Source organism: Planktothricoides raciborskii GIHE-MW2 (genome assembly GCF_040564635.1).
GTDB lineage: Bacteria > Cyanobacteriota > Cyanobacteriia > Cyanobacteriales > Laspinemataceae > Planktothricoides > Planktothricoides raciborskii.
In genome coordinates, this window is sequence record NZ_CP159837.1 from 967,241 (window position 1) to 990,153 (window position 22,913).

The 22,913-nt window shown below is 42.2% G+C and carries 20 protein-coding genes and 1 pseudogene; 14 read left to right on the forward strand and 7 right to left on the reverse strand.

Annotation, left to right across the window (positions count from 1 at the left end):
* Nucleotides 1-66: 66 nt before the first annotated feature.
* Complete coding sequence (locus ABWT76_RS03970) at nucleotides 67-1,641, reverse strand: photosystem II high light acclimation radical SAM protein (RefSeq protein ID WP_054469031.1); 1,575 nt, start codon at nucleotides 1,639-1,641, stop codon at nucleotides 67-69.
* A gap of 371 nt (nucleotides 1,642-2,012) precedes the next feature.
* Between ABWT76_RS03970 and ABWT76_RS03975 the strand changes: the two genes are divergently transcribed.
* The 4 genes from ABWT76_RS03975 to ABWT76_RS03990 all read left to right on the forward strand — a co-directional run bounded on the left by ABWT76_RS03975 (nucleotide 2,013) and on the right by ABWT76_RS03990 (nucleotide 5,557).
* On the forward strand, nucleotides 2,013-2,417 hold the full coding sequence (locus tag ABWT76_RS03975) for a DUF1830 domain-containing protein (protein WP_054469032.1): 405 nt from the start codon (nucleotides 2,013-2,015) through the stop codon (nucleotides 2,415-2,417).
* Between the two features lie 775 nt (nucleotides 2,418-3,192).
* Entirely contained in the window at nucleotides 3,193-3,666 is a 474-nt protein-coding gene (locus tag ABWT76_RS03980; protein ID WP_054469049.1) for a DUF4079 domain-containing protein, read from the forward strand.
* Nucleotides 3,667-4,051: 385 nt separating this feature from the next.
* Nucleotides 4,052-4,624: a hypothetical protein gene (locus tag ABWT76_RS03985; RefSeq protein WP_054469033.1), complete on the forward strand. Its 573-nt coding sequence runs from the start codon at nucleotides 4,052-4,054 to the stop codon at nucleotides 4,622-4,624.
* Nucleotides 4,625-4,771: 147 nt separating this feature from the next.
* On the forward strand, nucleotides 4,772-5,557 hold the full coding sequence (locus ABWT76_RS03990) for an ATP-binding cassette domain-containing protein (protein WP_054469034.1): 786 nt from the start codon (nucleotides 4,772-4,774) through the stop codon (nucleotides 5,555-5,557).
* A 121-nt stretch (nucleotides 5,558-5,678) separates the two neighbouring features.
* On the opposite strand, the gene ABWT76_RS03995 is transcribed toward ABWT76_RS03990, so the two are convergent.
* A complete protein-coding gene (locus tag ABWT76_RS03995) occupies nucleotides 5,679-6,473 on the reverse strand; it encodes a response regulator transcription factor (protein ID WP_082348999.1) in 795 nt (264 codons plus the stop codon).
* A 1,532-nt stretch (nucleotides 6,474-8,005) separates the two neighbouring features.
* Between ABWT76_RS03995 and ABWT76_RS04000 the strand changes: the two genes are divergently transcribed.
* Complete coding sequence (locus ABWT76_RS04000) at nucleotides 8,006-8,260, forward strand: DUF6761 family protein (protein WP_054469035.1); 255 nt, start codon at nucleotides 8,006-8,008, stop codon at nucleotides 8,258-8,260.
* Nucleotides 8,261-8,491: 231 nt separating this feature from the next.
* On the opposite strand, the gene ABWT76_RS04005 is transcribed toward ABWT76_RS04000, so the two are convergent.
* Together ABWT76_RS04005 and ABWT76_RS04010 are read right to left on the reverse strand one after the other, a co-directional pair.
* The gene (locus ABWT76_RS04005; protein WP_054469036.1) at nucleotides 8,492-9,856 is read right to left on the reverse strand and encodes a GTPase family protein; all 1,365 of its coding nucleotides are present in this window, start codon (nucleotides 9,854-9,856) and stop codon (nucleotides 8,492-8,494) included.
* A 222-nt stretch (nucleotides 9,857-10,078) separates the two neighbouring features.
* A complete protein-coding gene (locus tag ABWT76_RS04010; RefSeq protein WP_054469037.1) occupies nucleotides 10,079-11,422 on the reverse strand; it encodes a GH1 family beta-glucosidase in 1,344 nt (447 codons plus the stop codon).
* Nucleotides 11,423-11,939: 517 nt separating this feature from the next.
* On the opposite strand from ABWT76_RS04010, the gene ABWT76_RS04015 reads away from it, so the two are divergent.
* Nucleotides 11,940-12,218 (forward strand): UPF0175 family protein, encoded by a 279-nt coding sequence (locus tag ABWT76_RS04015; protein WP_054469038.1) that lies wholly within the window; start codon nucleotides 11,940-11,942, stop codon nucleotides 12,216-12,218.
* Nucleotides 12,215-12,475, forward strand: a complete 261-nt coding sequence (locus ABWT76_RS04020; protein ID WP_054469039.1) for a DUF3368 domain-containing protein — start codon at nucleotides 12,215-12,217, stop codon at nucleotides 12,473-12,475. Before ABWT76_RS04015 ends, ABWT76_RS04020 begins: the two co-directional genes overlap by 4 nt.
* Nucleotides 12,476-12,792: 317 nt before the next feature.
* Here ABWT76_RS04020 and ABWT76_RS04025 read toward each other — a convergent pair whose 3' ends face one another.
* Complete coding sequence (locus tag ABWT76_RS04025) at nucleotides 12,793-13,896, reverse strand: hypothetical protein (RefSeq protein WP_354635669.1); 1,104 nt, start codon at nucleotides 13,894-13,896, stop codon at nucleotides 12,793-12,795.
* A gap of 570 nt (nucleotides 13,897-14,466) precedes the next feature.
* Here ABWT76_RS04025 and ABWT76_RS04030 point away from each other — a divergent pair.
* The 6 genes from ABWT76_RS04030 to ABWT76_RS04055 all read left to right on the forward strand — a co-directional run bounded on the left by ABWT76_RS04030 (nucleotide 14,467) and on the right by ABWT76_RS04055 (nucleotide 19,227).
* Complete coding sequence (locus ABWT76_RS04030; protein WP_054469041.1) at nucleotides 14,467-15,537, forward strand: serine hydrolase; 1,071 nt, start codon at nucleotides 14,467-14,469, stop codon at nucleotides 15,535-15,537.
* 133 nt (nucleotides 15,538-15,670) lie between these two features.
* A complete protein-coding gene (locus tag ABWT76_RS04035) occupies nucleotides 15,671-16,900 on the forward strand; it encodes an NAD(P)/FAD-dependent oxidoreductase (RefSeq protein ID WP_054469042.1) in 1,230 nt (409 codons plus the stop codon).
* 366 nt (nucleotides 16,901-17,266) lie between these two features.
* The gene (locus tag ABWT76_RS04040; RefSeq protein WP_354635670.1) at nucleotides 17,267-17,536 is read left to right on the forward strand and encodes a hypothetical protein; all 270 of its coding nucleotides are present in this window, start codon (nucleotides 17,267-17,269) and stop codon (nucleotides 17,534-17,536) included.
* A gap of 46 nt (nucleotides 17,537-17,582) precedes the next feature.
* Nucleotides 17,583-18,014: a PIN domain-containing protein gene (locus tag ABWT76_RS04045; RefSeq protein WP_354635671.1), complete on the forward strand. Its 432-nt coding sequence runs from the start codon at nucleotides 17,583-17,585 to the stop codon at nucleotides 18,012-18,014.
* Nucleotides 18,015-18,248: 234 nt separating this feature from the next.
* Complete coding sequence (locus tag ABWT76_RS04050; protein WP_354635672.1) at nucleotides 18,249-18,734, forward strand: hypothetical protein; 486 nt, start codon at nucleotides 18,249-18,251, stop codon at nucleotides 18,732-18,734.
* 229 nt (nucleotides 18,735-18,963) lie between these two features.
* A complete protein-coding gene (locus ABWT76_RS04055) occupies nucleotides 18,964-19,227 on the forward strand; it encodes a hypothetical protein (protein WP_354635673.1) in 264 nt (87 codons plus the stop codon).
* Nucleotides 19,228-19,673: 446 nt separating this feature from the next.
* Here the strand turns inward: ABWT76_RS04055 and ABWT76_RS04060 are convergent, their stop codons facing one another.
* Nucleotides 19,674-20,720, reverse strand: coding sequence for a hypothetical protein (locus tag ABWT76_RS04060; RefSeq protein ID WP_354635674.1), 1,047 nt, complete (start codon nucleotides 20,718-20,720; stop codon nucleotides 19,674-19,676).
* 82 nt (nucleotides 20,721-20,802) lie between these two features.
* On the opposite strand from ABWT76_RS04060, the gene ABWT76_RS04065 reads away from it, so the two are divergent.
* Nucleotides 20,803-22,092: a hypothetical protein gene (locus tag ABWT76_RS04065; protein ID WP_354635675.1), complete on the forward strand. Its 1,290-nt coding sequence runs from the start codon at nucleotides 20,803-20,805 to the stop codon at nucleotides 22,090-22,092.
* A gap of 238 nt (nucleotides 22,093-22,330) precedes the next feature.
* Here the strand turns inward: ABWT76_RS04065 and ABWT76_RS04070 are convergent.
* A pseudogene (locus tag ABWT76_RS04070) lies at nucleotides 22,331-22,785 on the reverse strand (retroviral-like aspartic protease family protein).
* Nucleotides 22,786-22,913 lie beyond the last annotated feature (128 nt).

Below are 22,913 nucleotides of genomic sequence, written 5' to 3' on the forward strand. Positions count from 1 at the left end.
CAATCAATCAGGAAATAAAATAAGGACACGGCAGTGCCGTGTCCCTACAAAAAAACCATAATGGAATTAAACAGTCACCAGTTGTTTAGGCGGATTTTTACTTTCAATCGGGGCAGACAAAGCCTCTTCTAAATCTGCACATCCGAGACGTTCTTCGAGAATTTGCATCACTTCACGGCCAAAATCATTGGGATTTCGGCGCCAAGCTTCCAGACAAACTTCCCCAAAGAAAGACCCTAACGGTTCAGGATTCCAGAGTAATTTCCGGGCTGTCCAAGGCATTAAACTCATTGGATTGTAACCCGGTTTGATCATATCGTTTTTGAAAGCGTATTCCTCTAAATGGGTATGGGGTTGTAACCCAATAAAGAAAATCGCTGGTTCAACTTTATCAGCCCCAAAAATTCGTTCCAGTTCGCGATGATAGGCGATGGTTTGGCGAATAGTTTCAAAGGTTTCATCAATCACATTAAACGAGTAATTGACGGAAACTAAGTCATTAAATCCAGCGGCTTTTAGGTCGCGGCAGTTTTCCAAGACCACCCGTAAGTTATAGCCCATCCGCATTTTTCGCACCAATTCTTGAGAACCACTGGTAATGCCAATCTCAAAATAATTCATCCCCGTTTTGACCATCAGATCACACAATTCGGGCGTCAGGTTGTCAGCGCGGATATAGGCAGCCCAGTGGATATCATCCATCCCCGCATCGATGATTTTTTGCAGCAGTTCCACCGCATCATCAATAAATCGACGGGCGGGGATAAATTGAGCATCGGTAAACCAGAAGTTACGGATACCTCGGTCATATAATTGGCGGATTTCTTTGACTACTTCATCCGCAGGGTTAATGCGGACTTGTTTGCCTTCAATGACGGTGTAAATGCAGTAACAGCAGTTATGGGGACAACCGCGCTTGGTTTGGACGCCAATATAGAAGTCTTCTTCTTGGAAGTAATAGGGGAATTCTGGCCAGATGCTTTCGATATAGTCGTAGTTACAGGCGCTTTTTTCAATGTTGGCGGGTTGTTCGTGAATTAGCCGATCGCGTGGTTGAGTTTCTCCCACCACATAACAGCGTTCATCACTCAAATCTTGACCCCGCAACAGTTTTTCTAACAGAGCCTCCCCTTCACCTACGGAGATAATCGTCCCGTTTGGCAGGCTTCGCCCTAGCTGTTCATAAAACACACTCACGGCGCCACCCCCAACCACCGCCCGAACTTCAGGATGATATTGGCGAGAACGGTTCAATCCCCGTTTGATCAAGCCAATGTTGCGCCAAAGTTCCCCATAATACGCGGTGGCGACTTTTAAGCCTCCCAGGGCTCCCCGTAGTTTAATCAAGGGGTTTTTGGCGTAGTAGAACTCAAAAGCGTTTTGCAACGGGTTGCCAGCGCGTCCTCCCACTGGGGCGTAGATTTGAATATCTCGCCAGGAGAACACCAACAGGGTTGGTTTAAATTCATCGATGCAAGCATCCAGGGCTTTCCCAAAGTCTAGGGGAGGAATAGTCCCCAGATCGAAAATGCGTTGCTCAACTTCGGGAAAAAGTTTGTGGACATGATCCGAGAGATAGACCACCCCAATGGGAAAGATCGGATTACACGGAAGGCGAACGTAAAGGATACGATTTTCCATACTGTCTCAACTGTCACAGTTTTATGAAAGCGCGGTTCATATAACTTAACAATACCACTCTATTCTTGACACAAGCATGATTTTGGCGGCGCTTTCCGCTCCAGATCCCCAGAGGCTCGCGATCGCTGAAACTATCTCTAATCAAGAGTTTGCCGGTATCTTGCCCCGTCCGGTGCCAACACAAGAAAATCTAATGATCCCTATCAGAATCCCTCAAGCCTAAAATCCTTGAATCAATGATTCTCAGATTTTTGAGAAAAATTTTGCCGATTTATTGGCAGTTGGTATTCCTCTTTACAGCGATTCGGGATCGGTGAATGTTATTTCTTTTATACGATAAGAGGTTTTACAATAAAGATTCCTGTGCAGATATGTCTCAAATACTAGATCCCGTTCCATCCGATCGCCCGAATCACATTCTTTGCTGCTATGTGAATGCCACCAGCAAGATTCAGATTGCTCGCGTGACAAATATTTCTAATTGGTATTTTGAGCGCGTGGTCTTCCCTGGACAGCGGCTGATTTTTGAAGCGTTGCCAGAAGCTTTGTTGGAAATTCATACAGGGATGATGGCTAGTGCGATTTTATCAGATACGATTCCCTGCGATCGCTTAATCATCGGCAGACCCAATGATGCTCATCAGCAACCTGACTCAGAAAAAACCCTAGAGTCCGTTGCCAAATCACTTTATAATTCCAAACCTTTTGCCACACCGAATAAGGTAAAAGAGATCGCAGAATCCTTCATGGAACCGGCTCTAACCTTGGTGGATTGATGCCAATCAACCGTTTTTTTTGGTTTTGAGATTAGTCCTACCAGTGCCGGGAACGTTCTCCGAGAAACGGATACATCTGCTGAGTGCATCTTTTATCAAGCTTTGATGCTTGACAATTATCAAAGAAAATTTAGATCTAAAGATCGGACAAAATTCCAGGATCAATCTGAAGGGTCACGCATTTTTGTCAGGATTGATCTTGCAGTAATCAGCCTTCATTCACCAGAATTTTATCTAACAGTGATTTCGCGGATTAAATGGTAAGCTGTTAGTTAATTTGTGGGTTTATTGATGTGATGTGCTGTAGATTCGCTGTCAAGTAGGACGCTGATTCCTCATAATCCCGGAATGCTGAGAAATTTTTGACCGAGGTTTTAGTGAAAGTCCTAGTTAAAATAGTCATCATCGATGTTTCAGGTTTGATTGACCTGAATTTTAGATGATTAAGTGACGAAAAACTGGGATTATAGGTTGATACTAATCTGGGGTTTGGGAGAAACATCTCCTCATTGAATATCCCTTAAAGCAAGACAAATGAAAAAAATAGGTGGCTCAACTCAACGATTGTTGTTTGTGCAACCTAAGAATGAAAAATCAGCTTGAAAAATCAGGAGAGTCGTTGGTGGAAAACCCCAATGACTCTTCTTTTTTTTGTGTTGCTACGTCTAATTTGTGCTGCTACGTCTCAAAATTGACGACGGGAATTCGCTCAGGAGGAATCCCGCAGGCTATGATTAGTGTAGGTTTGTTAATCGTTTTTTTACATTTGTTTACATTGGATCTGCCTTCTTTTCTTTGGTTGTGGAAAATCGCCGCTTGGTCAATGGGTTTGTCTGTGTTGGCTTATGTTCTGTTGGCTGCCAGTGGCGGATTGATGTTTTGGATGAGAAAATTCCCCACAGCAGCCAATCCCCCAGCAGTCCGTCCGCCAAACCCCATTAGGGTCGGAGTGGTGCGATCGCTTCATTATGCGATCGGCTGGATCCTAGTCGCCCTAGTCTTACTACTGCTGGGCATAGGCATCGTCGGCACTTTGGGTCACTATGGAAACCTGGGACATTCCCCACATTTGCTGGCTGGTTTGATGGTAGTGGCTTTGGTCTTATGTTCTGCGGGGGCTGCCAGCCAAATTTCCCCAGAACGTCCTTGGGCAAAACCGCTACATATCAGTATTAACGCTTTACTATTTTTCGGTTTAAGTTGGGTTTCCTGGACTGGTTGGACGGTGGTACAGAAATATTTACCTTAATGTTGGTTGTTGGTTGTTGGTTGTTGGTTATGTGTTATTTGTAGGGTGGGCAAATTTTGCCCACCCTACCGATGAAACGATCGGGAACAAACAACAAACAACAAACAACAAACAGGGAACAGGGAACAGGCAACAGGCAACAGGCAACAGGCAACAGTGGTGAATAGTGAATAGTGATACTTCTTTTGTACGGGCGAATGGCCATTCGCCCCTAAGACTTTTGTACGGGCGAATGGCCATTCGCCCCTACGACTATTCACTTTCCCCGTTCCCTGATAACTGTTCCCCGTTCCCCAAACAACAACCAACAAACAACAAACAACAAACAACAAACAACAAACAACAAACAACAAAAGAACCAATTAATCCCGTGAATCCTCAGAAAATGAACCAAGAAATCTCTACCATGACCAGTGATTTTCCGGCGGTTTTCCGTCTTTCTCCATTAATTAGAATCACGCTGTTATCTTTGTATGTGGCTTTAACGGTGCCGTTGCCTTTTCTGGCGGAAGTCACCGCCGCGCCCGTGGATCCTCGGATGTTATGGGTGGGCTTAGGATTGGGTGCCGTGGCTTTGTATGGGGCGCTGACTGAGCGGGTGATTTTGGATGACCAAGGAATTCAGGTGACTTATGCTCAATGGGTGCCGCGTTTTTTTCGCTCTGGGTGGTCCCTACCTTGGGCAGAGGTGAAAGAGTTGAAACCTCGCACCACAGGTCAAGGGGGATTGGTTTACTATTTTTTGAGTGAGTCGGGTAAAGGATTTTTGCTGCCCATGCGGGTGGCTGGTTTTGCTAAGTTGGTGAAGCTGGTGGAAGCCAAAACCGGAATTGATACAAGGGATGTCCGTCCTTTGGCGCAACCGTGGATGTATCTGATTTTGTTGGGCTGTACTTTGTTGTTATTGCTGATGGATGTTTGGACAATTTCCACGGCGATCGCCCATAATAGCCCATAATATATGAACCAATATTTAAGCTATGGTTGTTATTAGTTATTAGTTATTAGTTATTAGTTATTAGTTATTGGTGATTCTTGACTAGAATCAAACAACAAATAACCAAGAACCAAGAACCAAGAACAAATAACCAACAACAAATAAATTATGAATTTGCCAAGTTCTCCGAATTCTTCTTTACTCCGCTTAGAGCAAGTGAGCTTAACCGCAAAAATCGGCAATAGCTATTTGCTGAAAGATATTTCTTTTGAGGTGTGTAGAGATGATGCCTCGACTAGGGAGGGTGAGTTTATTGCGGTTGTGGGGGCTACGGGAGCGGGCAAAACTTCTTTATTACGGTTGTTAAATCGGCTGAATGAACCAACGTCGGGAGCGATTTATTGGAAAAATCGGGATTACCGCCAGATCCCCGTGATGGATTTACGGACTTCAGTGACTCTGGTACTTCAAGAGTCGAAGCTGTTGGGGATGCCGGTCAAAGAGGCGATCGCCTATCCGTTGAAATTACGCGGAATGGCGGCTCCCGATATCAAGCAAACACTTGCCCTAGGGCTGGAAAAGTGGCGCATTCCCGATCAATGGTTGGAAAAAACAGAATCCCAACTATCGGTGGGTCAACGTCAACTGGTCGCTTTGTGCAGGGCTTGGGTGATTCAACCGCAGATTTTGTTATTAGATGAACCGACTTCTGCTTTAGATACGGGTCGCTCCGCTCATGTTTTAGCAGTTTTAAAAGAATTGACCACTAATGGTCAAACCACAATTTTAATGGTGAATCACCAGTTAGAATTTGCTGCACAATATTGCACCCGTGTCTTGCATTTAGCACAAGGATCATTGATTCAAGATGTGCTGGCAGCACAAATGGACTGGAACCAATTACGGCAAAGCCTGAAAATTGCCGAAACTCAAACGGTGGATGAATGGAATTAAATGATCCCAATGATTCCCAGTCATAGAAATATCCACCTCAGTATTAAGCCCGAAATTAACTCCGGATTGCTGAAGTGGAACCCCACACTTAAGAGCAGTGCGTCATATTTTGTTTGCTTTTTTATCGAGGGTTATTCCGGCTGCCAACCTCAGAAAAATGACGCATGGACATTTTTTGTTGGCCGTGGGAATTCACCTGCAAGGATTCCACTTTCGAGATGACGCGATCGCTGAGAATCTCCATATTCAAGCGATAGCCCACATTTCGCACCGTCTGAATCAAACTCGGTTGCCGAGGATCGATCTCGATTTTCTTTCGCAACGACAAGACATGAGTGTCTATGGTGCGGGGATTATCAATGGCTTCGGGCCAAGCTCTCCGCAGCAGTTCTGGACGACTCATGGGCAGTCCTCCGGCTTGAGCTAACACATAAAGCAAGCTAAATTCCTGGGGAGTGAGTTCGATGAGATCCCCCTTATAGCGAACCCGACGATGCACCAAGTCAATTTGCAAATCCCCATAATCCAGCGAAATCGGTGGGGCAATGCGTTTTTGCCGTCGCACCAGGGCTTCGACTCGAGCCAGGAATTCTTGCATCCCAAAAGGTTTTTTCAGATAATCATCCGCGCCTGCTTTTAAGCCGTTGACAATATCCGCTTCGTTATTGCGAGCGGATAAAATTAAAACCATGCTTTGTTGCTGCTGATACAGCCACTGACAAAATTCCAAACCATCCCCATCGGGAAGTTCCGAATCAAGCACGATCAGATTTGGCTGATGATTGGAAAATAAATCGCGTCCCTGCCGGATATCATTGGCTTGATAGACACTGTAACCGACTTGCTGCAAATGCCAACCTAATAGCGATCGCAGGTGAGGATTTCCCTCAACAATCAAAATAGAAATTGATCCCACCACTACCTCCTAATTGTCGGCATGACCGACTATGTACACCTAGACAAATTTATTTATACAGAAGACTTGCGCCTTCTGAGAACTGGCTAGTTCGCAGAGATGTTTCATTCAAAGGGTACTGTGTTTGAGTCATCTCCGATGATTTGGTTCGCGCTCATGGCAACTCAAGAAATTACAGGCCAAGTATGCTTGATCCTTTGGATGGGCAACATCATAACTAACCTTGGGTTTACCTTACTGTATGAAAATAGGTTCTGCCTAGGATCAATTACAAGCGCCTGTTTTTTAGAGTGCTGACCCAACTTTTCTGAATTGGGCTGATAGAGCGGATGCTTCAAACCCTTAATATCAGACAATTTATCGCGGTTATGGGAGCGATCGCCATTGCTGGTTGACAAATTGCCTGTAAAACCCTCTTTGTTTATATTTCCCTAGGCGCAAATTTCCCATAAGGGTTGCTCACACAAGACTTTCGCTTGGCAAAATAGTGATTTTCACGTTAACAGAGCTTTTGTCAAGGTTTTGTCACATTTGTTACTCTAAATCTTAATTTATTATTAAATAATTGGCAGAAGACGCATAAGATTCATCTTGATCTTCGGCTTAAATTTTGAGAATCAGTAACCATCCGATTCAGAGAGCAATCTCCGGTAAACGCCTCGATTTTCCGGGGATTCTTGCCCCCGATCGCCGCCGATTTGCTGCCATCTCCACGAAAATCCCTTACGGGAGGAGAAAGCGAATCGCCCCTACTTAAGACTAATGCACCATCTCTATATTTGGTGTAAGATTGGGGTATTTAAGGGAACAATTACCCTATAGCTAGGGTAATTCGCTCATTTTTAAAGGGATAGCCATCTTTAATGATTGCCTCATCTGAATTCTGGCTAAAATGGGTATAACAGATTAACATACCCAGAAAACCCCATTTCTCGGTGCCATTTCCGGGTGCCATTTCCGGGTGGCATTTCCGGGTCAAATTCTGCCACAGCTTACAATTGATGCCTCTTGATGACGATCCACTCTCCTTGGCTCAACAATTCGGGTACGGATCATTGTAGATTCGCTGTGTATATTCGCTGTAAATGCGATCGTTCAGACCAGAGCATTTTCATAACCTGGATCGCTGCTGCTGATATCTTTTAAGGTTCTCGTTTTTTCAGACGAGTTTTGTGGAAAAAGTTACCCAAAGCGATGGCTACAGGAGACTAAGCCCAATGTTTTAAATCCTTAGAGCGATCGACGGCTATGTTTGAGCTTGACAGCGAACAATTTTGAGAATTTTTTCGTCTTTTGAGTCAAGTTCATTGATTCAATTTATCACTTAGCTAATCTATTTTAGCATTCTCAATGCCATCGGCGATTACCTACGGTAGGCTACGCCAACCCCTGCAAGCTGTTAAATTTGGGTTCGAGGAAATCACTCTCATTTGAACAATCTCTGAAGATGTTCAACCAGAAATAAACCTACCGATCCCCGTTGATAAAAATCCACTTCTAATTTTATATCTACCCAATCTTAAGAGGCTACCATGCTACAAGATACCGCAACTATCCGTCACTACCAAAAACTTTCTGACGCCCTCGTAGAATTATGGAATCGGGGCTATCGTTATGACGATATGCGAATGTATTTAGACGGCTATTTAGCTGCATTGCGACAGACCAATACGATCGAAGCCTATCTAGTTAACAGGCTAGAAGAAGAAATTCATCGGTTTATTTACGATCCTTCTAATTTTGCCATGCCTGAACTTCAGCCAGAAACTGAAGTAAAGTATTATTGACGACCGGGCAACAATTCTTATAGCAATTGTCATAGTTATGAAGTACAAAAAAACCTGTCATTCCCGCGCAGGCGGGAATCCAGAAAACCTCTGTACTTCCCGAACGACAATAAGCGCTTTAATCTGATTAATCTTAAACTTTAATCTTGAAAAACCGGGTTTTTTTAGCCAAAACCCGGTTTTTATTTGTTTGCACATTTTTTTGAGTATTGCGGTTAATTTTGTTGACGGTTAATTTTTTTTAAACCGTTCTTGGGCGGCTTTAAATGCTTCTTGCATGGCTAGTTGAATTTTCTGGGGATCGGGTTTTTTGCCCCCCATTAAATCACCGAAATAGACACAAGCCCCTTCCCCTAATGCCCAGGTGTAAGCAGCAGCCCAAGAAGCAGCGATCGCACTACCAAGTACCGGGACAAATTTCACCAATTCTCGTCCTACTGCTTGGGCTAAAAATCCCCCAGCGATCGCGCTGACCACCCCTCCCGCTTGAGATGGGGTCAAGGTTTGGCCGTACAATTTGCCCAATAAACCCACCATTGACACTTGCAATGCGGTCAATACGGGCATGGTGGCAAAAGGCAGGGGGACTGCTGCTAGGGTGGCCGCCATCACGGAAAAGGCCAAAATATAGCGCCGACCGACATCTCGGTAAAGATTGCCTAACTGTTTGCTGGCATTTTCATCTAATAGTTGATAAATCGCTTGGGCTTCAGCTTTTGGCAGCATTTCCGCCAAGGTATCTCGGAGATTTTCTAGGCCATAAAATACCGGAGTGTAACCGTCTTCTTCTAAAGTAAAGTCAATTAAAATAGCGCGATCGCACAAGTTACCAAAAGCCTCTTGCAAACTAGCAAATGCTCGCTGTATTTCTGGATCTTCCGGGGGATAAATCGGATGATTATCAACTTCCGGGGGATAAATTTCATGGAGGCAAGTAACCACCAGCAAACAAGGAATATTTGCATCAAATTGTCGCAATTGCTGCACAATTTTTTTTAGAGTATTTGTGGCAAAATCGTTAATTTTTACCGTGACGATTAAAATTTTTGCCCGCTGACTAGGTTGTTGCAAATCTCCCACTAATTCTTGAATAATCTCTTCTGTATTTTGACTCACATCACCGAGTCCGACCGTATCAGTAAAAATCAGCAACGGCAGGTCATTAGAAGGATAAGCATAGCGTTGAGTATGTTGGGTGTGGGGACGAAAACCTTGACCGACAATTTCTGAGGAAACCCCGGTTAGTCCCCGGACAATCGAACTTTTTCCCGCTTGGGGTTTGCCAATTAACGTCGCTTCTGTAGTTGGTAATTCTGCCCTAACTTTCTCTAAAATTTCGGCAATTTCTGCTTCACTGACTGTTAATGATTGTAAAATTGATTGCAACAGTTTTTGGGCAGCGGCTTTGCCCACGGGAAAAAGTTGTTTAATTCGGTCAGTGGAGTTATGCCAAATCCCACTTAGGCGATTTTTCCATCCTAGGGGCGATTCGCGAATCTCTCCTACTTTTTCATCATTCCTAGATGGGTCGGAAATTGGTGCCGGGGACGGCTGAGAATTGTCAGTTTGGGAGTTAGGCTCATGTTGCTGGTTCATAGGTATCAACACCACATATGCGGCTGAGATTACATCTTATTTATCACATTTTATTTATCACATTAGACACGAGTGCTTTGATTCGCGCAAAGCCCCCAGTTTTTATATTTTCAGATTAGTGAACCACAAATATCCGTAGGAACGAAGCATGACCGCAGATATTTCTGGTTAAAAGCTTCAGTTTATTCCCGGAATGCTTCGCCCCTGGTGGATTATACTGCATTAAACGCCATTTTTCGCGATCGCCTCCCGATACCAAAAAGCACTTTCTTTAGGAATGCGTTTGCCCGTTTGCGGGTCTATTCTAACCAGTCCAAAGCGCGGGAAAAAACCATGCGCCCATTCAAAGTTATCCATTAATGTCCAGACATAATAACCATTCACGTTCGCGCCCCCTTGAATCGCATCATGGATCGCGATTAAATGTTCTTGTATGAACATAATTCTTTGGCGATCGCACACATATCCCTCCGCATTGGGAATATCTTTGATGGCACAACCGTTTTCCGTAATGTACATTTTCGGATTGCCATAATTTTCTTGAAAATTCCGCAGAATTTTGGTAAACCCAGCGGGATTAATTCCCCAGCCCATCTCCGTTTTGCCCCAACCGGATGCGGAAATTGGCGTCGTCTCCAGTTTCAGCAAACCGCCCCAGGGTTTAAAGGCGATCCCCTCGGTAAAATAATAATTTGCCCCTAAAAAATCAATGGGTTGACGAATGATTTCTAAGTCCCCATCGTGAATTTTTGGCTGATGAGTACCGATCCAATTCCATAACATTTCTGGATAGTGACCCTTGAACAGCGGATCCATAAATAAAGCGGTGCCATTTTGATCAGCGCGATCGCAGGCAGCAACATCTTCCGGGCGATCGCTGGCCGGTTCATAATGGGACACACTGAGGACAATGCCAATTTCCCCCGCATATCCCCCTTGGCGAAATAGCTGCACCGCTTTGCCGTGGGACAGCAGCAAATGATGGGCGGTTTGGTACGCTTGAGAATAGTCCGCAATTCCTGGGGCAAAAACCCCGTAAGCGTGGCCCAAAAACGCAATAATCCCCGGTTCATTATGGGTACACCACAGCGCCACCCGATCTCCGAGGCGATCGAACACCACCCCGGCATAGTCTGCAAACCAATCCGTACAATCCCGATTGGGCCAGCCACCCAAATCTTGCAATGCTTGGGGCAGGTCCCAATGGTTCAGAGTCACATTCGGCACAATCCCCGCATCCAATAGGCGATCGACCAACTGGTCATAAAAATCTAATCCCTTCTGGTTCACCATTCCTCGTCCTTCGGGCAGCACTCGTGGCCAAGAAACCGAAAAACGATAAGATTGCAGCCCCAATTCTTGCATCAGGGCCACATCTTCCGGCATTTGATGATAATGATCGCAGGCGATATCCCCCGTATCCCCATTTAAAATCCGCTGAGGTTGGTGAACAAATCGATCCCAAATACTTTCACCCTTACCATCTTCATTCCATGCCCCTTCAATTTGATAAGCAGCAGTGGCTGCCCCCCAGAGAAACTTTGCCGGAAATTGTCGCAATATCATCTGATTTATGATCGATAAACCAATCTCATATTAGCCTTTTTACCGGACTTACGCTTCTTGCTGGGGGGTTCTCTCCGCCAAAACACACCAAAATTTGATACCAATTTTTTAAAATTTTGCTACCATTCCAAGGCTTATTTGGGCGTTTTTCCGCCGCGCCCAAATTGCATGAATTTTTGTAAATGGTATAATTTGGTATAATTTTTTAGGGGCAAAGCATTCCGGGAAATAACTTATTGCTTAGAATTTGGTTTCAAGTGAGGGCTTTTTTATTCGCGGCTAAAATTTGTCTATTTTTCCTAAAAATATCTGCGCGGTAATTTCGATGCCGTAGACGCGAAGCAGCATCCGGGTAAGCTATACGCTTTGCCCCTATTGACAATTTTCCCTATTTCTGGCAAAATAATCTTATAAAAATATAATGGAAATCCGTGTCAGCCTACAAGGTATTGGCGATAGGCTAAGAAATAAGCAATATAAAGCAATATAAAGCAATATAAAATAGACGAGGGACGCAATGCAAATAACTCTAGAAATTTCTGATGAGGCGATCGCCCAAGCAAGTCAATTAAGTGATGCTGACTGGTTAAGAGAAATTGCGATCGCGCAGCGTCTCGGAACGAGAATCGCGCTATTTCAACAAGAACTGATTACCCTGGGTCGAGGCAGCAAAATTGCCAGAATGCACCCCATTGAATTTCAGCAGCTTTTAGCGAGTCGAGGCATTTGTATTCATTATGATGTGGAAGAATTTGAAGAAGATATTCAGCATTTGCGCGATCGAGGTTGGTTATGATTGTCGTCAGCGACACATCACCTTTATCGATAACCATTGAATTAATTGCAGATGATTTGCTAATTGATGAACGACTCGGACGCAGAGAAGCCTTGAAACTGGGACTATCTGTAATTGGCATATTGGGTATTTTGATGATCCCTAAACAAAGAGGCTTAATTCCTAGAGTACAAACTCTCATGGATGATCTGGTAAAACAAGCGGGATTTCGGATTAGTCCCCAACTATACGATCGCGTTCTTGCCTTATCAAACTAAAATAATTCTCTCTGTCTCTGTCGGGACACGGAAGCCTAAGTTTTTACGGTGGTGATGATTTTTTACCACAGAGACACAGAGAAACACAGAGAATATGTCGCCTTTGTGTTCCTTTGTGTCTTTGTGGTGATGATTTTCCCTATTAGCCAAGGGGGGTTTTAATCCCTGCGGGAATGACAGGTTTTTTGTACTTCATGACCATGACAATTGCTATAATTATATAGCAATCCGTTTAGAGGTTTTGGTAGGGGTAATTCATAAAATACCCCTACGATATGGGTTAAATTTCCCAAAATATTACAACTTAAATAGGATTGCTATGTCTCACCCGTTGAGATCCGTCCTTCACGCTGACCAAACAGCAAAAAATGCTCAAAGGCACTATCAAAAGCCCCATTTTGAATTGCTTGAGCCACATCAGGATTTTGATTCAGATAGAAATTGCTATCAAATCCTGGGCCTGGGTTGCGTCCTTCATCTAAGCCATGTATGAGAAAGTGCTCTACTCCAGATTGAAAAAACCCGGATATTACTGCCCGATCGACATCAGGATTTTGAGTCAAATAATCCGTTTCATCAAAAAATGGGTTACTCGGACGACCTTCTTTTTGGCCAAATAAAATAAAGTGCTCTAGACCACTTTTCAAGAATCCTTGAGCGATCGCTGCATCCACATCGGGATTTTGCTGCCGATACCACTGCTCATTAAAATAGGCTAATAAGTTTTCTTGAACGTTGGGATCCGCTAAAAAATCATTGAAAGGAGCGCCAGTCAGGGGATCGATATTTTCCTCAATATTTTCCTGAATATTTTGCTGATTCCCAGAGGTGGTTTGCTCTTTTTCAGAACTATTGTCACCAACAGATTCCTTTTCTGTTTCATTTACTTGAGAATCTCTGGTGAAGTTTAATATGTCTGAATCTCCAAAAAAATCCTCATTTAAGTCCCCAAAAAAATCTGGATCTACGACTGAACTGCCTGAAACATCATTTTCAGAAACCTCGGTGATTTGACGATCGCTCATAAGATTGTTGGCCACAGGATCCTCGTTCAGCCCTGGAATATCAATGCCCTGTCTCTCAAAAAGTTCGGGGTTGAATGATTGTTGACTCTCTACCACGCTAGTTTGAACGGGTGAATCCCAAAAATAATCCTCATCTGCGAAATATTGATTATTATTCGTTCTAGATCCGGTTTCAGGATTGTCGCGATCGCCATCACTATTAGACATCAATACTGATAAATCTTCATCAATGAAATTATTGGCTGGGGCAAAATTGCTTGGATTAATGAAGTTATTATCAAACAAATCGTTCGCACTTTCTAACTCGTCAATGCTTCTGATATCAGGATCGTCCTCTTCCTCATCATTCAGCAAAACTGAAGCTAAAACCCCATTAATATTCAACTCTGAATTCATAAAATTTACCTCCAGCTATGCATGATTATTACTGAATATTATTTTGCCGATCAAAATTCATCAACAATCGGCTATGATATTTTTTGTCAAACCAACGAAATATCATAATATTTTTCTGGATTTTTCTGGGAAATAACTTATGCTTTTATCGAAGGTTTTCCCATTTTTGAAAAAGCGGGATTTCCATTGACTTTACTCGATGGTTTGAGTCTCGTTCTTACCCGATCGTCCCTGACCTCATTATGACATAATAAGTAATTTCTGGCAAATCACTAGATCGGGCAGCGATCGCGTCGCGGGTTCTCAGTTCTCAACAACCTTCTCATCTTCCCGGCATATTTCCAGCTAGATTTATGGTAAATTTTGGCTGTCTAAAGCTTTTAGAGGCAATCACTGCCAGCCGATTGCCTCAAGAATGCCCATAAATGAAGGCTTGCAGACAATTTCCGCCGCAAGATGACCGAAAAATCGCCAAAAAAATCTCAAAAAATCTGGACAAAAACCTTGACCGATTTGTATTTTAATCTTTAATATATCAAGAGAATAGCTAAAATTGAGACTGTCATTAATATGTTATCTCAGAACCGGATTTCCGGATCGGTCGGTTCTCTCCTGAAACCTGTTACTTTTTTTACCTGGACGCACTGTTTAGGTTTTCTGATTGGCTGTGGTTTCGCTTCTAGTATAATTGGGTTAGTGGCTTACCTGATTTTCGGCTCCCAGTTCGGGCAAAACTTTTTGGCCATAAATTCTGCGGTGGAAACCAAGCCATCAGACAAAAAATCTGTGGTATTTCCGGAATATTCTAATTCTAAGTATTCTAATTCTAAGTATTCTAATTCTAAGTATTCTAATTCTAAGTATTCTAATTCTAAGATATTAGATCAAATTGCCCAAACAAGTGGCTTATCAACCAAAGTGAAGATTACCGTTTGTAATCTCCAGAGAACCTGTTCGCACCTCCGAGGAAACCAAATCCCAATCAGTTTAGCCAGTTTAATGAAAGTACCGATCGCCGTCACTCTTTTAGATCAAGTGAATCGGCAAAAGATTCCTCTGAATAACCAGATTTATATCAGTAAAGGTAACTTTACCGAAGATGCCTCCGATTTAAAAGTAGAAAGAAAATATCCCCTGGGTAAATTATTATTGGAAATGATTGTCAACAGCAGTAATATTGCTCCCAATCAACTGATAGACTACTTAAGCAGAAATTATATTAACCAAGTGTTAGAAAGTCGCGGCTACCGAGCCACCCGTGTGTATGCTAAATTTATTGGGGATATTTTCATCCCTGATGATGCTGGAGAAAAGTTAAATACTTCAACGACCAATGAACTGACGGAAATGATGGTGCAAATTTATAATCGTCAGCATCCTGGAGATGATAGATTAATTTCTCTATTTGGGCTACAACACGATCGCGAATTAGGATTTGCCGCATTAAAAGGTTCCTCTGCCAAGTGGTTGGGGGAAAAAACCGGGCAAAATTCCTGGGTCATTGGCACCACTTTAGCGATGGAAATTTCGGGAAATAAATATATTTTAACAGTGATTGATGATGGGGTATATTCCGATCAGGCGATTCGTGATGCCATCAGGAAAATTTCTGAATATCTTGCCCAAAAAGGTCATTTTTAGGTTTATAACAATCCAGTAATGGGTATTTTTGGGTTAATATTAATGAGTTGCTTACAGAAACAAATATGTAAACAAATATGTAAACAAATATGTAAACAAATATGTAAACCAACAAATATCGGAGTCAGTTCAAATGAGTTTAAATCGTTTACAAGTTGTGGTAATTGGCGGGGGGGCGGCTGGCTTTTTTGGCGCGAACGCCTGTACACAAGCCAACCCAAAAGCGAATGTAATTTTATTAGAGGCAGGACGGCAACCCCTGACTAAAGTGCGGATTTCTGGTGGAGGTCGTTGCAATGTCACCCATGCTTGCTTTGAACCGGCAGTTTTAGCCCAAAATTATCCCAGAGGGGGCAAAGCGTTACGGGGGGCATTTACCCGGTTTCAGCCTAAAGATATGGTGGCTTGGCTGAACCAGCAGGGGGTGGAACTGAAAACCGAAGCTGATGGGCGGATGTTTCCGATTACCGATAATTCTGCCACGGTGGTGAATTGTTTGTTAACTGCGGCAAAGGATGCGGGGGTGGAACTGCGGACAGAAAGCCCGGTGATGGCGGTGTATCCTAGGGACAAAAACCCTGGGTTTGAAATCGAGTTAAAATCTGGGGAAATGTTGGAATGTGACAAACTTTTGCTGGCGACAGGTAGCAGTCCACGGGGCTATCAGATCGCTAAATCTTTGGGTCATACTATTGAACCGCCAGTTCCTTCTTTATTTACTTTTAAAATTCGGGATGCCAGATTGGAAGATTTGGCGGGAGTGGCGGTGAAAACAGCGCGAGTCCGCTTGCCAGAGGCGAAATTAGAACAAACTGGCCCAGTGTTGATTACGCATTGGGGACTTAGTGGTCCGGCAGTGTTGAAACTTTCCGCTTGGGGGGCGAGATTTCTCCACGATCGCCGATATGATACGCCCCTGATGATTAATTGGTTGCCGGAATATAAGCTAGAAGTTTTGCAAGAACAAATGCAAGCGGTGCGATCGCAACTTCCCCGAAAAGCGATCGCTACCAGTTGCCCTTTTCCCGTTCCCCGTCGTCTCTGGGAAAGGCTGCTTAATGTGACGGAAATTGACCATGAAAAGCGTTGGTCAGAGTTATCTAATAAAGGAATTAATCAATTAATCACCGAACTAACTCAAAGTCGCTATCAAATCGTCGGCAAAGGTGAATTTAAAGAAGAATTTGTCACCTGTGGGGGCATTTCTTTAAAAGAAGTCGAGTTCAAAACAATGGAAAGTCGCCGTTGTCCCGGTCTATTTTTTGCGGGAGAAATCTTAGATATTGATGGAATTACCGGGGGTTTCAATTTCCAAAGTGCTTGGACAACTAGCTGGTTAGCGGGGCAAGGGATGGCAAATTAGGATGGCTAGATACCGGGTTTCTTAAAGAAACCCGGTATCTGCCAGATATAGCACTTTTCAGGGTTATGAAGTACAAAAAAACCTGTCATTCCCGCGCAGGTGGGAATCCACAAAAAATCTGTAATCCAATAAAAACCGCTATTATAAGTTTACGGGCAGAAATAAATGCACCACAGACCCCATGAGAAAAAAAACTGTCATTCCCGCGTTAGGCGAAGCCCATGCCCAAAGGGCTATAGGCGGGAATCCAAAGCCTATCGGCGAGGAACGAAAAGTGCAATTAATTATGTTCACCTACTTATATGTTAAAATTTATCTAGTTAAATTACAGATAAATTATGAAATTGGTAAAAAAATAGGTACACCATGAAAAATATCAAATTAAACCAGTTATCAGAACAAGTGCTATTAGCAAATAACGAGGCTCTGTCTGTAGAGCATAATGGCAAGTTGCTGGGATATTTTTACCCGGCATCTTTACAACCAGTTGAACTCGATGCTGTTTGGGAGCGGTTGGATCAAGTTTTGGCTCAAGCTGTAGCAGAAAGTGGGATTGATCGAGAAGCTTTAATTGATGCTTTAGATCCTAGTCAACCTTTTCCATTTGAAGAAAATTCGCAGCTTATTACCGATTAATCCGAAATTTAAGAGTTGACCCAGGCGATCGGAGTTAGATAAAATTATGAAATTAGTCGTGGATGCTAATATTATGGTCGGGGAAATGCTGCGAATTCGGGGGCGGCATTTGGTGCAAAATCCCGAATTTCAACTATATGCAGCTAAAACGGTTTTAAGTGAAACTCGCCACGAATTAAGACGACGAATGATCGCCATGAGAAATCAAGGCAAGTTGACTGAACAGACCGAGCGCGAATTGTTCGAGTTAGTCAATCGTCTAATTGAAAATTATATTGAAATAGTCGAGCCATCTTCTTACAATTCTCTGGAGATAGAGGCGAGAAAACGCATTCCTAGGGACACCGATGATTGGCCAACAGTGGCAGTTGCTTTGGTGCTACCGGCAGCAATTTGGACGCAAGATTATGACTTTTTGGGATGCGGTTGTCCCACCTGGACGACGGAAACTTTGCTCTTACAGTTGAGAGACGAATAATCGCGATCGCCGATCATTATAAACGCAGACCCACACCAACGGGTTAAAACCCGTGTCTACAGAAAATAAGCTCGCCTGGATGATAGCAATGTAATTATTTTATTACTTAGCAAGGCTTTGAGCCTATTTATTTCATAACAGGTCTGGTAGAGCCAGAATGAGCAAGATATAGACACTCTTCAGGTAATCGAACTATAATATTATCAGAGTTTTTGAGACTTAGGAGAGTGCAAGATGCAGTCTGTAATTTCACGGACAAAAAGACTTCTATGCGTTTTATTTTTGTGTATTTTTACATACATCAGTATTTCCGCTAACGTTGCTCAGGCGGGTGATTATAGTTGCAATCCAAATTTAGGTGGTAAATGTGGAGATAACAACGATAATCGTATAACTATTACACACAACATCTATAATTATCCTAATGATGATGTGGGTCGCGCAGAAGCTTTTGCCGGTGGAGTGATTGTTGGAGCGATAGGAGGCAGTGCTGTTACTATTGCAACTGTTTCCAGTGCAGGAAGTGTTGCTGGCCTAAGTGCGGCGGGAATCACATCAGGTCTTGCTGCAATAGGAAGTATGGTTGGTGGTGGAATGGCAGCAGGAATCGTAGTTTCAGCAACCGCTCCTGTCGCCACAGCCGTAGCAGTTGGATATACTGCCTACAAAACCTGGGACTGGTTGACAAATAAGAAAGAGGATCGGGAACATTCTTTGTAATCGCATGAACAAACATTAAGCAAATTACTCATAAGTATTAACTTGCTGATTTTTAGTTAGATTAATTGTCAACTCGGAATTGTCAAAATAATCTTTTGTAATTCCGAGTTACTTGTAGTACATAGTAAAAGATTATCTCCTAAATATGAAAACAAGCAAAATAGTTTAACCTTTTTTAATTACTGAATTCACTGTTGTCATCTTTTTTCATAGGTAAAAATAACTGATTATGAGTAATAATTTTCAAAACATTGAATTTAAAACAACCATCATTATTTGGATTTTTGCGTTGGCTGGTTTAGTGATTAGCATCCCACTAATTTCGATCTCTGAAACAATGAATTTACTTCCTTTTGCAATTATTATTTCTGCAACAACGCTCACAATTTTTATCTGGAATAAAAGCGATCATAAAAAAATAGCTGATTTGCAAAAACGAACTGAAATCTTAGAAGAAGCATTAATACAGCATGATTCAGATAAAAAATATTAAATTAATTTAAAATCAAATTCGATTTATTTATTGCTGATGTTTTACCGTAAACATTTGGCTAAATTGTGTATTTTAAGTATAAACAAGTAAAATTGAAACTTAGAATTTATATAATGAATATTTTCCGGGCATAACTAATGCTTACCCCATCGATAAATAAATTATTATGAACGAAATCAAAGAATACGATATTGTGGCACTTCTGGAAACTGTCAGCGCCATTCATCAAAACACTCACCAACTCATTCAACTCATATCAATTTCAAAAACTCTTGCTACACAATTCCGAGGTTAATTTGGGCGTATGTAGAGGCGATCCCCCCGCCCCGTGTACTGTTGCATTTTTAATTGAAAACGGTATTAGTTGTTGGTTGGTGGTTGGTTGATCATAAATACCGGGTTGCTTTAAGAAACCCGGTATCTGCCAGATATCGGCAATAATCAAACTAATTCAATAAAATATTACAAATATCGATCATTTCAGACATTTGGTTTGAACTTTGCTTGAGTTGAGCTTCTTGAGTATCAATCCAATCTTTCTCAGCTTTGATCATTTCTGGGGACTCTTGACTATATCTTTGGTGTTGTTCCAGCAAGTAATCATAAAACGATAAAATATCTTCTAAAATCACTGTGGTGATTTCTACTCGTTCGTCAAATATCGATTCAATGGTTTTTAAAATGAGTTGATAAATCTCTTGCTCAAAGCGCTCGTAAGCTTCAATTTTTGCATTTGCTTGAAATCCAATAAAGTTGATGGATTTAAACTTGTCAATCACTTCTTTTTGAAGCTTGCTTAAATAGATTTTAATAATGTCACTATTATTTTCCCAAGAGGCATTTAATTCACGTTCCGCTAAATTTAAACTGGCTTGAAATTTTTCTTGGCTTTTCGGATCCTCCCAAAACAGATATTCAGTAATTTTTTGCCGATTAATTCCGCGATCGTATAAATCGAAAATTTCCTGTAATTGCTCTAGGATTATCTGAGAACAAAATAGAGAAATATCGGCGATCGCCTCAGTAATTTTATTTTGCAATTTAGGGACTTCAAACACAGATAAAAACTTAGGATTTCCTTGAGAATCTCTGAAAAATTGTTTTTTGATGAGAATAAATTGAGAATTACATTTGGTTTTCACGGCATCTACTGTGAGAATTCTTAATCGGCTTTTTTCTAATTTAATTTTTTGAATAAACCCACTAACACTTCCAATTTCATCCCAAATCTCTAGGTAATTAATTTCACAGATTCTTTGTTTAGCTTTCCACGTTTCTCTAGCCAGCTTTATTTTTTCAAAGCTAACCGATAAACTCTCTTGGATTTGACTGATTGATTCCTGGAATATTTTTAAGACAGGACGCAGCGATTCATCAATTTCTTGGGCATATACTTTTAACTCTGAGGAAACTTCAGGCTGTGCAGGCTCCGCTTGAACTTGACGCAGTGATTCCGTAATTATACGGATAGGGATGAGGGGATTGGTAGTCATTGTATTAAAAGCATAGTCGGAATAACTATCGATCTATAATACAGTAAGAATTAGCCAATATCTAGACTCAAAAGCAAAAACAATGAACTACTCTTTCAGCGCAGCCAGTCAAGCTTTGCTTCACGCAGGCAAGCTAGTGCAAGCACATACAGCCGATGGAACTTTATTACCGATATTGCGAGATGTCACCACAGGTCGAATGGTCGAGATAGCCAAAGCTACCGCCGGATTTTCCCTGGAATCGATCGCCGCTCCTGCTCAACTGATCATGGGGCCAATTCAGATGGTTCAAACTCACCTGGGATTCCAAAAAACCTATCAAATGCTGGATACTTTGCAGAAGAGTGTAGCAGTGTTGCAGGGGACAACGGCGGTGATTGGGGTGGGGACTTTTGCCGGAGTCGCTTTATCTGGCGTAAATTTACATCAAACGCTGAAAATTAGAGAAAGTCTCCAAAAAATCGATTTAAAAATCGATCAAGTTTTAGATAAAATTAGTTCAGAGTCGGAGGATATCAAACAAAGAATCGATCAAGTGGCGCAGGATGTTGAATTTAAGATGCACCGCACCATATTAGATCAAGCTTATGGGCGATTTCAGCAAAGTATTTTTAGTCTTAAAAATATTTTAGAAATCCAAGATAGTCATTCTCGCCTGAGTAACTTGGCAAACATATACGGAAATTTAACTCAAGTTTTAGCTGACTACAAAAATCCCCAAATATACAGTCAAAACACAAATGCTCCAGGGCGACTAAGACGGCATGAATGTGCATGGCAAATGGAACAAGCAATGGCGATGATTTTTATCTGGAAAGGTGAGTTTGGGGCAGCGAGTAGTCAAATGCAGCAGTTGCGGGACAATATTTATCAAGATACATGGGATATCTTGTCTTGTTGTGAAACCGAGGAAGAAGTTGATTTTATTTATCCTGAACTGATGCGAATTCACACTCAAGATTTACCGGCGATCGCTGGGTGGCACGCTCAAGTGGATTATTTGAAAACGGCACCGAAGGAAGAATTAGAAGCAATTAAAAATCTGGTAAATACCGAGGAAAGCCCGCAAGAAACCTTAGCCGCATCTCCAAACAATGAACTAATCGAACAAAACAATGAACTAATCGAACAAACTCAATATGAACAGTTGAAAAATACATCTCATTTTCTGGCTTTGCGCGACCATCTGAAATTTACCATTAATCCCCAAGCGCGGCAGAACTACGAAAGCTATATTTCTGCGCGATCGCCCCATCACGGATATCGAGCCCTGGCTGCATCTAACTGGCAGGAAATCTCCGATATTACCGTGGCTAATTTGTATTGGTATTTGAAGTCTAAAGACAAAGATGAGAAACAGACAATAGCATAATCTGGGGTAGCAAAAACCGGGTTTCCCCTGCATTCCCCCGTCTTCACGGGGGCAGGCTGCATGGGGGCAGGCTTATTTACATCTTGGTTATTGTGGCAAAAGCAACGGATAACCCGGTTTCTTTGTTGCTTGATTGGTTGCGTAGTTGAAGCGCGATCGCCCCTAATTCAGAAACCGGGTTTCTTCTTTAAACCTCGATATTGTTGCAAAAGCAACGGAAAACCCGGTTTCTTGATGTTTACAAAATTGTTAAATAGGTTTCCGTGGGGCTAATCGGCAACGGCTTCAATACTTGACGATTTAAGTCAACTTCTAACCCCAAAGATTCTAAAGGAATTACCCCCAAAAGCGGGTCATGTCCTCCCGGTAACTCCAAACACTCAAAAGTTCCTTCTCGGTCAAATATGGATATTTTTGCATCTTGGAAAATGCGGGCTTTATCAATCCCCATTGCCGTAGCGACATCGACTTCTTTGAGGATTTTTAAGCCTAATTGCGCGATCGCCTCTGGGGGTAAACATAAAGTCGTTGCCCCGGTATCAACTAAGACATTTTCTAAGGTCAGCGATCGCACTTGATCTGCGGTTTTTACCCCAGCTTCGGCCAAAATTTGGTCAGCATTTGGTCAGGGCGATTAATAATTGTCAGAGTTGTAAAAACTTTACCCATATCCTGCTGATTTGTTGGTTGCATAATCTCCTCCTGAAATAGTCGGATTAATCTTTTACATTTAGTAATGCATATATTTTAATAAATTGAGATTAAATTAACATTTATTAATTAATAAAATTTACGCTAAACTATTAAAATAATAGCGACTT